The 12348-nt window shown below is 71.0% G+C and carries 9 protein-coding genes; 2 read left to right on the top strand and 7 right to left on the bottom strand.

Annotation, left to right across the window (positions count from 1 at the left end; genetic code table 11):
- The first annotated feature begins 45 nt into the window (after positions 1–45).
- Complete coding sequence (parC, locus tag bpln_RS14130; protein ID WP_055139107.1) at positions 46–2373, top strand: DNA topoisomerase IV subunit A; 2328 nt, start codon at positions 46–48, stop codon at positions 2371–2373.
- Between the two features lie 301 nt (positions 2374–2674).
- Positions 2675–3133, top strand: a complete 459-nt coding sequence (locus bpln_RS14125) for a CopD family protein (protein ID WP_042625693.1) — start codon at positions 2675–2677, stop codon at positions 3131–3133.
- Between the two features lie 188 nt (positions 3134–3321).
- On the opposite strand, the gene bpln_RS14120 is transcribed toward bpln_RS14125, so the two are convergent.
- From bpln_RS14120 to bpln_RS14090, 7 genes are all read right to left on the bottom strand, one after another.
- Positions 3322–4524: a chromate transporter gene (locus tag bpln_RS14120; protein WP_055139106.1), complete on the bottom strand. Its 1203-nt coding sequence runs from the start codon at positions 4522–4524 to the stop codon at positions 3322–3324.
- Between the two features lie 274 nt (positions 4525–4798).
- A complete protein-coding gene (locus bpln_RS14115; protein WP_055139105.1) occupies positions 4799–7159 on the bottom strand; it encodes a bifunctional diguanylate cyclase/phosphodiesterase in 2361 nt (786 codons plus the stop codon).
- Between the two features lie 563 nt (positions 7160–7722).
- On the bottom strand, positions 7723–8607 hold the full coding sequence (locus tag bpln_RS14110; RefSeq protein ID WP_055139104.1) for a PhzF family phenazine biosynthesis protein: 885 nt from the start codon (positions 8605–8607) through the stop codon (positions 7723–7725).
- The gene (locus bpln_RS14105) at positions 8604–9062 is read right to left on the bottom strand and encodes a RidA family protein (RefSeq protein WP_055139103.1); all 459 of its coding nucleotides are present in this window, start codon (positions 9060–9062) and stop codon (positions 8604–8606) included. The genes bpln_RS14110 and bpln_RS14105 overlap by 4 nt, the downstream gene beginning before the upstream one ends.
- A gap of 69 nt (positions 9063–9131) precedes the next feature.
- Positions 9132–10313 carry an aminotransferase-like domain-containing protein gene (locus tag bpln_RS14100; RefSeq protein ID WP_055139102.1) on the bottom strand — a complete coding sequence of 394 codons (1182 nt, stop codon included), beginning with the start codon at positions 10311–10313 and terminating at the stop codon, positions 9132–9134.
- Between the two features lie 80 nt (positions 10314–10393).
- Positions 10394–11305: a DMT family transporter gene (locus tag bpln_RS14095; RefSeq protein WP_042625687.1), complete on the bottom strand. Its 912-nt coding sequence runs from the start codon at positions 11303–11305 to the stop codon at positions 10394–10396.
- Positions 11306–11415: 110 nt separating this feature from the next.
- Positions 11416–12135, bottom strand: coding sequence for a VOC family protein (locus bpln_RS14090; protein ID WP_042625686.1), 720 nt, complete (start codon positions 12133–12135; stop codon positions 11416–11418).
- Between the last annotated feature and the right edge of the window lie 213 nt (positions 12136–12348).

Below are 12348 nucleotides of genomic sequence, written 5' to 3'. Positions count from 1 at the left end.
CTGCCGCCTCGAACCGATACGAGAAGCATACGGAAGCGATACCCGATGGACGACAACACTCCCGACTTTTTCGATCCGCCGCCGCCCCCGCCGCCCGACGGCGGCGAGGTGCTGACGCTCGGCCATTACGCCGAGAGCGCCTACCTCGGCTACGCGGTCAGCGTGGTCAAGGGCCGCGCGCTGCCGGACGTCTGCGACGGCCAGAAGCCGGTGCAGCGCCGGATCCTCTACGCGATGAACGAGATGGGCCTCGGCGACAACGCCAAGCCCGTGAAATCGGCGCGCGTGGTCGGCGACGTGCTCGGCAAGTACCACCCGCACGGCGACCAGTCCGCCTATGACGCGCTGGTGCGGCTCGCGCAGGATTTCTCGATGCGCTATCCGCTGATCGACGGCCAGGGCAACTTCGGCTCGCGCGACGGCGACGGCGCGGCCGCGATGCGTTACACCGAGGCGCGCCTCACGCCGATCGCGAAGCTGCTGCTCGACGAGATCGACCAGGGCACGGTCGACTTCATGCCGAACTACGACGGCTCGTTCGAGGAGCCGAAGCTGCTGCCGGCGCGCCTGCCGTTCGCGCTGCTCAACGGCGCCTCGGGCATCGCGGTCGGTCTCGCCACCGAGATCCCGTCGCACAACCTGCGCGAGATCGCGACGGCCGCGGTCGCGCTGATCCGCAATCCGAAGCTCACGCACGCCGAGCTGATGCAGATCGTGCCGGGGCCGGACTTCCCGGGCGGCGGCCAGATCATCTCGAGCGACGCCGACATCGCGGCCGCCTACGAGATCGGCCGCGGCAGCCTGAAGGTGCGCGCGCGCTGGAAGATCGAGGATCTCGCGCGCGGCCAGTGGCAGCTGGTGGTCACCGAGCTGCCACCGAACACCTCGGGCCAGAAGGTGCTCGAGGAGATCGAGGAACTGACCAACCCGAAGATCAAGGCTGGCAAGAAGACGCTCTCGCCGGAACAGGTCAACACGCGCAAGACGATGCTCGACCTGCTCGACGCGGTGCGCGACGAGTCGGGCAAGGACGCGCCGGTGCGGCTCGTGTTCGAGCCGAAGTCGCGCAGCCTCGACCAGGCCGAGTTCGTGCAGTCGCTGCTCGCGCACACCAGCCTCGAATCGAACGCGCCGCTCAACCTCGTGATGATCGGCAACGACGGCCGGCCCGCGCAGAAGGGGCTCGGCACGATCCTCGGCGAGTGGGTGCGGTTCCGCCAGCTCACGCTGACGCGGCGCTGCCGCCATCGCTTGAGCAAGGTCGACGACCGGATCCACATCCTCGAAGGGCGGATGATCGTCTTCCTCAACATCGACGAGGTGATCCGCATCATCCGCGAGTCGGACGAGCCGAAGGCCGCGCTGATGTCGGCGTTCGGGCTGACCGAGCGCCAGGCCGACGACATCCTCGAAATCCGGCTGCGCCAGCTCGCGCGGCTCGAGAAGATCAAGATCGAGAAGGAACTGGAGGAGCTGCGCGCCGAGAAGGCGAAGCTCGAGGACCTGCTCGCCAACGAAAGCGCGATGAAGCGCCTGATGATCAAGGAGATCGAGGGCGACGCGAAGCAGTTCGGCGACGACCGCCGCACGCTGATCCAGCAGGAGAAGCGCGCGACGTTCGAGGCGAAGGTGGTGGACGAGCCGGTCACGGTGGTGGTCTCGCAGAAGGGCTGGGTGCGCGCGCTGAAGGGCCACGGGCTCGATCCGGCGAGCTTCACGTTCAAGGCCGGCGACGGGCTCTACGCGGCGTTCCAGTGCCGCACGCCGGACGTGCTGATCGCGTGGGCCAGCAAGGGCCGCGTGCATTCGGTACCGGTGCAGGTGCTGCCGGGCGGGCGCGGCGACGGCGTGCCCGTCACCTCGCTGATCGAACTCGAATCGGGCTCGCACCTGATGCACTATTTCGCGGCCAGCGCCGAGCAGCAACTGCTGCTGGCGTCGAGCAACGGCTTCGGCTTCATCGCGAAGCTCGGCGACATGGTGAGCCGCGTGAAGGCCGGCAAGGCGTTCATGACGATCGACGAGGGCGCCGAGCCGCTCGCGCCGATGCCGGTGATGCCGCTCGCCACGCAGGTGGCCTGCCTGTCCGGGCAGGGGCGCCTGCTGGTGTTCGGCCTCGACGAGATGAAGACGCTCTCGGCGGGCGGGCGCGGCGTGATCCTGATGGCGCTCGAAGACAAGGAGACGCTCGCGCAGGCGCTCGCGATCGACGGCCGCGGCGTCGTGCTGCTCGGCACCGGCCGGGGCGGCAAGGCGCAGGAGCTCACGCTGGCCGGCGCGGCGCTCGCGCCGTGTGTCGGCAAGCGCGCGCGCAAGGGCCGTGCGCCCGACGTGAAGCTGAAGCCGACCGGCCTGCGGCCGATCCTCGACTGACGCGGGCCGCGGGTGCCGGCCGCGGTGGCATCCGTGGCCCCGGTGGCGCCCCCTTACGGGCGCTCCCGGGGCTTTTTCATGAAGGCTTGGCGAGCGGGCACGCGTCTTCGTACATGACGGCCGGCGCGTGCCGCGCGCCGCGATTTCGGGCGATTTCACCCGAAATCGCGCGCCCGGCCGAACCGACCGGGCGCGCGGCGGTCGAACCCGGTCATGCCGCGGCCGTCGCGTCGCCGTTCGCGGCGATGCCGCCGGGTTTTCACCCCGTTTCATCCAATAACGACCCCCCACAGGATTGCTCATGTCCCACGCCATCGCCGTTGCGCTGTTTCTCCACCTTCTCGCCGTCGCGGTGTGGGTGGGCGGAATGGTGTTCGCGCATTTCTGCCTGCGCCCCGCGCTGTCGGATCTCTCGCCGCAGCTGCGGCTGCCGCTCGTGGAAGCCGTGTTCGGCCGCTTCTTCAACTGGGTGGCGGGTGCCGTGATCGTCACGCTGCTCACGGGCGGCTATCTGCTGACGGCGTTCGGCGGCGCGCACGCGACCTGGCCGCTGCACGCGATGGCCGGCATCGGCGTGCTGATGATGCTGATCTTCGGCCATATCCGCTTCGCGATCTTCCCGCGCATCCGTCGCGCCGTGCAGGCGCAGAACTGGCCGGATGGCGCGCGCGCGGTCTCGGCGATGCGCACGCTGGTGATGGTGAACCTTGTGCTCGGCGTCGTGACGATCGCCTTCGCGATCCTCTCGCGCGGCTTCTGACGCGCGCACGGCACGCGCTGCCGGTCGGGCACGACGCCGGCCCGGCCGGTTGCCACCGGCACCGCATCGCGCCGTCGCCACTTTCCCGCGCTCCTCCATCCGTTTTCCCCGCATCGCGCGTTGCCGGAACGGCGGCGCGCGATGCACGGCCCGATCACGCGGCCCGATCGCGCCCCGGGGCGCGCCGCTCAGTGCGCCGCGAACAGCAGCCATCCCCAGCAGCCGGCCGCCACGGTCCCGTACACGGCGTAGACCGGCACGCCGAAGCGCGCGAACGCGAGGCAGGCCAGCGCGCCGATCGCCCAATAGCCGGGCACGGCCGGCATGCCGATCAGGATTCGCACCACCGCGATCGCGAGAAATCCGGTGGTGGCCGCGCGCAGCATCCGCATGCCGTGCTCGAAGCGCGGGTTGCGGCGCAGCCGGTGCAGGTGCCGCTGCGCCAGCACCACCAGGCAGCCCGACGGGATGAACAGCGCGGCCGTGCCGAGCAGCGCGCCGCGCCAGCCGTCCATCAGGTAGCCGAGGAACGGTACGACGTTCAACAGCGGCCCGGGCGAGACCGGCGAGAGCGCGAAGGCCAGCGTGAAATCGCTGTCGGACAGGCCGGTGGCCGGCGTGACGAACAGCGCCTTCAGCACCGGCAGCGCCGAGAAGCCGCCGCCGAACAGCGTCATGCCGGCGCCGGCGAGCCGCATCCACAACAGTTTCGCCTCGACGACGTCCGGCAGCGGCAGCGCGAACAGCACCACCAGCAGTGCCAGCGCCAGCAGGACCGGGCGCTCGGCACCGGCCGGTCGCAGCCTTGGCACCGCGCCGCGCGCCGTGCTGCTGAACCAGCCCCAGGCGAACGCGCCCGCGAGGATCGCGACGAACGCGCCCGGCCGGTGCGCCGTCATCAGCAGCACGGTCGCCACGGCCGCCACCAGCCGCTCGGCCGGCCCGGTCGCGAGCGTGCGGATCTGGCGCCGCCAGGTCACGCCGATCAGCGCGGCGAGCACCATGCCGAACGCGTGCAGCAGCATCGGCGCCGCGAGCGAGCGCACCGCGGGCGCGCGATAGAAGATCGCGAACAGCGTCATCGGCACGAAGAACGGCAGCACGCTCGCGATGCCGGCGAGCCAGGCGCCGGCACGCCCGCGCAGCGCCTGCCCGAGCTGGATCGCGACGTTGCAGCCGACCGGGCCGGGCACGATCCAGGCGAGCGCGACGAGATCGGCGTAGGCGGCGGGGTCGAGCCGCCCGGTGCGCTCGACGTAATGGCGCTCGAGCTGCGCCATCATCGCGAGGCCGCCCCATGACACCGCGGACACGCCCGCGACGATCCAGAACAGCGACCACAGGGATTCCCGCTCGCCGCTCGCGACGGCGCCATCGGTTGTCGTATTCATGTTGTTGTTCGCTCTCAGCGACGTGCGCCGGCCAGCGCGGCGTCGATTCCGCCTTTTTGGCCACGGGCCGGCCCGGTGGTCGGGCGGCCCGCGCTTGTTCACGTCGCCGTGACGCGCGGCCGTGCGGGGCGGGTTTCGCACGGCGGGCGCGGTTGCCGTTGCTGCTGTCGTTACCGCTGTCGTTACCGCTGTCGCTGTCGCATCGCTTCTGCTGCCGTGTTCATCGCGGCGATTGCGCGGCCGCCGCTGCGGCTGCCTCCGCTGTCGCTGTCGCTCACTGCGTGCGGCCGTCGCCCGGCGCGTCGGTGAAGTTGGCGAGCGCGCGCGGCGGCGTATCGCGCGGCTCGCGCGCGCCGCACACGCCAAAGCGCGCGAGCAGGGCGGGAATCGCGTCGGCCGGCACCGGGCGCGAGAACAGGAAGCCCTGCGCCTGGATCGGTCCCAGCGCCGAGAGCCACGCGACCTGCTCGTCGGTCTCGGTGCCCTCGACCACCACCGTCAGCCCGAGCGCGCGCGCGAGATGGACGATCGACGACACCATCACGCAGACGCTGCGGTCGGCCGGGATCGCCTGCACGAACGAACGGTCCACCTTCAGCGTATCGACGGCGAAGCGGTGCAGGTAGGACAGCGAAGAATAGCCGGTGCCGAAATCGTCGAGCGCGATGCGGATGCCGAGCTTCTTCAGCGCGACGATCTTGTCCGAGACGAGGTCGGGGTACTCCATCATCGCGGTCTCGGTGATCTCGATCTCGAGCCGGCTCGCGTTGATGCGCGTTTCGTCGAGCGCGTCCGAGATCGTCTCGATCAGGTCGCCGCGCCAGAACTGCACGGGCGAGATGTTGACGGCCAGCGTCAGCGTGTCGTGGCCTTCCTCGCGCCAGCGCGCGAGCTGCCGGCAAGCGGTGCGCACCACGTAGTCGCCGATCGGCACGATCAGCCCGGTCGATTCGGCGATCGAGATGAACTCGTTGGCGGCGATCACGCCGTGCTCGGGATGGTCCCAGCGCACCAGCGCCTCGAAGCCGGTGATGCAGCGCCGCGCCAGGTCGATCTTCGGTTGGTAGGCAAGGAACAGCTGCCCCTCGGCCAGCGCCACGCGCAGCTGCTGTTCCCAGCGCATCAGGTGGTCGGCGCGATGCGAGAGGTGCGGCGCGTAGAACTGGTAGCAGTTCTTGCCGGCATCCTTGGCGCTGTACATCGCCAGATCGGCCTTCTTGAGCAGGTCGATCTCGCTCTCGTTGGCCACCGAATGCAGCGCGATGCCGATGCTCGCATGCAGCACGAAGGTGCTGCCGCGCACGTCGAACGGCTTGCCGAACATGCGGATCACCGATTCGGCGAGCCGCACCGCGCGCGCCTCGGCGCCGTCGCCCTTGACCACCACCACGAACTCGTCGCCGCCGATCCGCGCGAGCGTGCCCTGGTCGGCCACGGCGTCGGACAGGCGGGCCGCCGTCATCTGCAGCACGATGTCGCCGGCGTTGTGGCCGAGCGTGTCGTTGACGGTCTTGAAGTTGTCGAGATCGATGAACAGGATCGCGAGCCGCTTCAGGCTCGACGGCTGCGCCACCTCGTTGCGCAGCGCGCGCAGCGTGGTGTAGCGGTTCGCCAGGCCGGTCAGCAGGTCGTATTCGGCGAGCTGGGTCATCTCACGCTCGCGCCCGAGCAGCTTGCCGATCAGGCCGGTGGCCACGCCGAAGAACGCCAGCATCGCGAGCGTGATGAAGCTCGTCATCAGCAGATAGACGTTGCGCGTGTGGTTGTAGTCGGCCATTTCCTCGGCCTGCGAGAGGCCCACCAGCACGCCGAGCGGATAGCCGTCGAGGTGCCGGTACGAGACGATGCGCTGGGTGCCGTCGATCGGGTCCGCATAGGTGCCCGAGACGCGTTCGGCGATCGGGTAGACGCCGCTCGCCGAGAACGCGCCCGCCGCGTTGGCCGACGAGCCGGTGCGGCGGGCCAGCACCGCGCCGGTGTCGGACACCACCGCGATCACGCCGTCCCGGCCGATCGCGGCGTTGTTGTAGAAGTCGCTCGTGAAGTAGCTCGGATCCTCGGACACCACCACCACGCCGGCGAACCTGCCGTCGGGGGTGTTGAGGCGGCGCGTCATCTGCAGCGTCCACTGGCCCGACACGCGGCCGAGCACCGGGCGGCTGATGTAGAGCTCGTCGTCGTTGTGGCTCGCGTGGACCTGGAAGTGCTCGCGGTCCGACAGGTCGAGCGGCTTCGGGTGCTGTTCGTTGGTGTTGGCGAGCAGCTGCCCCTCGGCGTTGACGAGCGAGACCTGGATCAGCGTGTCGCTCGGCACCACGCCCTTCTCGACCGTGCTCGCGAGGTTGAAGTGGTCGGGCGACTTCTCGAACTCGTATTTGACGAAGCGCGTGATCTGGTCGACCTGGTGGATCGCCTTGATGGTGTGCTGCTCGAGCGCGGTGGAGAGGATCGCGGCGGAGGCGGCCGCCTCGCGATAGGCGCTGTCCTTCTCGACCGACAGCCGCATGACGATCACCGCCCACAGCAGCGCGAGCGCGATCACGCCGAGCACGGGGATCGCGAACAGCGCGCGGCGGCGGGTCTTGCGCCCACGGGACAGTCGCGCCTGCGCGGCGAGGTGACGGGGAGAATTCATCGGCTGGCTAACGGCTGATCGACATGGATGCGTGTTTGGACACGACGGCAACGACAGCTCGCGATGGCATGCGTGGAACCGGCGGCGCGCCTGCGCGCCGCCCTGGGCGCGGCGGGGCCGGCTCTCTCCCGGCCGCGCTCGCGCGGTGGTGTCGCTCCCGACCTTCGCGGGCTGGGTTTGGTATCCGACTCCTTCAACGACTCGCCGCCCGTGCGCGACGCGCGACAGGCGGTCGATCTTCCGGTTGAACCCGGCGCCGGCCCCGGCCCGGGTGAATGGTCCGGCCGGTACGCGCGGTCCGGCGCGGCGCGCCTGCGGCGACGCCCGAACGCCAGTACCACGAATCATCCGACCATGCCGCCGACGGCTGCAACGGCGACCGATGAGTCCCGATATTACTGGTTGAAAAGGGAATTAGATAGCGAGGGCAAAAACCGAGGCGCGGCGTGCAACATCCGGTGCCCGGCGCCGGCGGCGCGTGTCGCGCGAAGCACCGGCAGGGGGGCGGGCAGCGGTCCCGCGAGCGCGCGGCCGGGCGGCGCGAAATGCCCGCCCGGCGCGGCTCAGGGCAGCAGGAACGTGCCGTCCACCACAGTGACGGCGTCACCGCCTATCCAGATTTTCCCGGTGTCGTCGTATTCGACCGACACGCGGCCATCGCGGCCGATCGCGGTGCCCTGGCGCACCGTGTAGCCGCGCCCGGTCGGCTGGCCGCCGCGGGCGAGCAGGCCGGCGATGGCGGCGTTGGCGCTGCCGGTGACGGGATCCTCGCCGAGGCCGAACTGCTCGCCCGTCATCAGGCAGCGCACCTCGAAGGTGGCCGGGCCGCCGGCCGGGTGCGGCGCGTAGGCGGCCAGTCCGTGCGCGCCGACCGATTCGACGAGCGCGCCGAGCGCCTGCGCGTCGGGGGCGAGCGCGAGGCAGTCGGCGGCCGTGGCGAGACGCACCACCAGCCACGGCGCGCCGTTGTCGACGCCGCACGGCGGCGCGTCGTCGAAGCGGACCGCCGGGCTGCGCAGCGCGGCCGCCAGCGCCGGCCACGCGGCCTCGGGCAGCGGCGTGACGCGCGCGGGCGGCGCCGCGAACGCGCGCCGGCCGTGCTCCGCCTCGCGCAGCTCGACGAGCCCGGCGCCGCATTGCTGGATCAGGCGCCCGGGCGTGCGCGGCGCGAGCCCCGCCTCGCGCACCGCGTGGGCGGTGCCGAGCGTCGGGTGGCCCGCGAACGGCAGCTCGCCGCCCGTGGTGAAGATCCGCACGCGGTAGTCGGCGGCCGGATCGGTCGGCTCGCAGACGAAGGTCGTCTCCGACAGGTTCGCCCAGTGCGCGATCGCCCGCATGTCGGCATCGGACAGGCCGTCCGCGTCGAAGATCACCGCGAGCGGGTTGCCGCGCATCGGCACCGCCGTGAAGACGTCGACCTGCTTGAAGCGAACGCGCCGGGGCGTCATTCGATTTCCGCGATCAGTTCGATCTCGACGCAGGCGCCGAGCGGGATCTGCGCGACGCCGAACGCCGAGCGCGCATGCTTGCCGGCGTCGCCGAACACCTCGGCGATCAGCTCGGAGGCACCGTTCGTGACGAGATGCTGCTCGGTGAACTCGAGCGTCGAATTGACGAGGCTCATCAGCTTGACGACGCGCTTGACCTTGTTCAGGTCGCCGGTGTGCGCATGCAGCGTGGCGAGCAGGTCGACCGCGACGTTGCGCGCGGCGAGCTTGCCGTCGTCGGTGGAGAGGTCCGCGCCGAGCTTGCCGACCCACACCTTGCCGTCCTTCTTGGCGATGTGGCCGGACAGGTAGACGGTGTTGCCGCTCTGCGCGCTCATCACGTAGGCCGCCGCCGGTGCGCCCGCGCTGGGGAGTTCGATGCCGAGTGCCTTCAGTTTGTCGTAGACGTTTGCCATCTGTCGTATTTCCTCGTGGTAGTGAACTATCGGTGCGCGCCGGGACCAGGTCAGGCCCGGCGCGTCGCGTCAGACGCGCTCGCGCAGCAACTGGCCGAGGCGCGCGACGCCCTGCTCGATCTGCTCGGGCGGCACCGTCACGAACGACAGGCGCAGCGTGTTGGCCTGCGCGTCGTCGGCGAAGAACGGTGCGCCCGGCACGAACGCCACGTGCTGCGCGATCGCGGCCTCGAGCAGCGCCATGCTGTCGATGCCCTTCGGCAGCCGCACCCAGATGAACATGCCGCCCTCGGGGCGGTTCCAGGTCACGCCTTCGGGCATGTGGCGCGCGAGCGAGCCGAGCATCGCCTCACATTGTGCGGCATACAGCGCGCGGATGGTCGGGACGTGCGTATCGAGGAAGTTGTCGCGGATCACTTCGTGGGCGATCCGCTGCGTCAGCGACGGGGTGTGCAGGTCGGTGGCCTGCTTGGCCTGCACGAGCTTGAAGTGCAGCACCTCGGGCGCGATCACGTAGCCGATCCGCAAGCCTGGCGCGAGCACCTTCGAGAACGTGCCGAGATGCACGACGTGGTCGGGCGCCATCGACAGCAGGGTCGGCAGCGGCTCGCCCTGATAGTTGAGCGCGCCGTAGGGATCGTCCTCGATCACCGGGAACGCGCTCTCGCGCGCGAACGCGGCGAGCGCCTCGCGGCGCGCCACCGGCATGCGGCGCCCGGTCGGGTTCTGGAAGTTCGGCTGCGCGTAGAGCAGGCGCGCGTCGCGCGTGAGCGCTGGCACGAGCGCTTCGGGCACGAGCCCGGCCTCGTCGCTGGGCACCTGCACGTAGGCCGGCTCGTAGAGCGAGAACGACTGCAGCGCGCCGAGGTAGGTGGGCGTCTCCACCAGCACGCGGCTGCCCGGATCGATCAGCACCTTGCCGAGCAGGTCGAGCGCCTGCTGCGAGCCGGTGGTGATCAGCACCTGCGTGAGGCGCACGCGGTAGCGCTCGGCGATCCATTCGCGCAGCGGCAGGAAGCCTTCCGTCGCGCTGTACTGGAGCGCCGCGGCCGGCGCGTCGCGCAGCACGCGCGCGGCGGCCTCGCGCATGCGCTCGGCCGGGAAGGTGGCCGGCGAGGGCAGGCCGCCCGCGAACGAAATGACTTCCGGGCGCTCGGTGACTTTCAGGATCTCGCGGATCGCGGAGCTGGTCAGCTTGCGGGCGCGCTCGGACAGGCGCCAGTTCGGTTGGGGCAGGTCGCTCGGGTTCATCTCGTTTCCTTGGTCGGTCAGTCAGGCGAAACACTCGTCGAAATCAATGTCGAAACCAGCGTCGGTTATCACGCTCGGGGTCAGCCCGCGCGGGCGGGCAGGGGCAAGGTGCGCACGCTGGCGCGGCGGCCCAGCACGACGGTGGCGATCACGGCGGCCGCGAACAGCCAGGTCGACGGCGCGACCGATTCCCCGAACAGCAGCGCGGAGAACGCGATCGTGAAGAAGATCTGCAGCAACTGCACCTGGCCGACCCGCGCGGTGCCGCCCATCGCGAGGCCCGCGTACCAGGCGAAGAAGCCGAGCAGCTGCGAGAACAGCGTGACGTAGCCGAACGCGAGCCAGACGGCGGGGCGCACCGGGCCGGGGTGCGTGAGGTGATGCTGCCAGCCGAGCCAGCCCACCGGCAGCACCAGAAACGGCGCCGACACCACCAGCGCCCAGCAGATCACCTGCCAGCCGCCGATCTGCCTGGCCAGGCGTGCGCCTTCGGCATAGCCGAGCGCGCCGATGCCGACCGCCACCAGCATCAGCAGGTCGCCCGCGCGCGCGGTGCCGCCGCCGTCGCGCAGCGCGTAGACGATCACCAGCGCGCTGCCGGCGAGCGCGCTCGCCCAGAAGCCGCGCGAGGGCCGCTCGCCCGACAGCCAGGCCGCGTAGAGCGCCACCAGCAGCGGCTGCAGGCCGTTGACGACGGCGCCGTGCGCGGCCGGCACCGTCTTCATCGACCAGGCCGAGAACACCGGATAGGCGACGATCACGCCGGCCGAGACCACCGCCAGGCTTTTCAGCTGGGCGCGCGTCGGCCAGCGCTCGCGGCGCCACCAGAGCAGCAGCGCGGCCGGCACCGCGGCCACCAGCGCGCGGCCGAGGCCGTTGAGCAGCGGGTGGAATTCGGCGACGACGACGCGCGTCATCGGCAGCGTGAGGCTGAAGATCATCACGCCGAGCAGGCCGAGCAGCATGCCTCGGGTTTCGCGCGAATCGGACATGTGGTTGGGGCTCCTGGATCTGGTTGATCTGGTTGATGTGGTTGATGTGGTTGATGTGGTTGGTGTGGTTGGTATCGGAATCGGGCCGGTCGGCGGCGCGTGCGCGCCGTTCAGCGCAGCGTGCGCGGGCCGCGCGGCGTGTCGAAGGTGGCGACCAGCGCGGCGCCCGCGTCGTCGTCGCCGTCCTCGCCCTCGCCGGCTGCGGCGCTCGCGAGCGAGATCAGGTGGCCGACGCCGAGCCGCTCCAGCGGCGCGGCGAGCGCGTCCGCTCGGGGATGGGTCGCCGCCAGCGAGCGCAGCGCGACGTCGCCGTGCGGCAGCGCGTCGGACGGATGGCGCGCGGTGTCCCACTGGATCAGCGACGGCACGACGCCGTGGCCGGCCACGCCCGCCGCGCCCGGCAGCGAACCGTCGGCCGGTACCGTCAGGCTCCAGTGCCAGTCGCCGCGCCGCATCCGCGCGACGGGCGCGATCAGCGCCGGGTACTGGCGCTGCCATCGCGCGAGCTGCCTCGGCGGCTCGACGCGCGCCACCCAGTGGATCAGCGCCGGCCCGCGGTCGAGGCGCGCGCGCATCGCCGGCGCGTCGAGCGCGAACAGGCGCGGGCGCGGCGTCGTGCCGGCCGGCGCGCTCGCGTCGGGATCGATCGCGATCACTTCGAGATAGGCGCCGCCCCACAGGCCGAACAGCCGGTTGTGGGTGCGCATCAGCGGATGCGCGCCGCCGCCGGCCGGCTCGATGCCGAGCGTGTCGACGACATGGGCGGTGCCTTCGTCGAGCGTGCGCGCGGCGACGACGAGATGGTCCAGTTTCAGCGCAGGTGCGGTCATCTTGGGTCGAACAACGAAATCGGTGCGGTGAAAACAGGCGGCGGCCGTTTGCGGTGGCTGCCGTCCCCGGTCGGGGGCACGACAGGCACGGGCTGACGGAGACGGCCGCGCCGCCGGACGCCTGGCGGGCCGTGTCGGCGGGGCCGGGACGGATCGGTCCGCGGGACACCGCACGAAGGGCGGACGGATCGTGCGAGGGTAGCGGGCATCCGT

The sequence above is a fragment of the Burkholderia plantarii genome (assembly GCF_001411805.1).
Classification (GTDB): Bacteria; Pseudomonadota; Gammaproteobacteria; order Burkholderiales; family Burkholderiaceae; genus Burkholderia; species Burkholderia plantarii.
The sequence above is the reverse complement of the archived record's forward strand: the minus strand, read 5'-3'. Positions and strand labels throughout refer to the sequence as shown.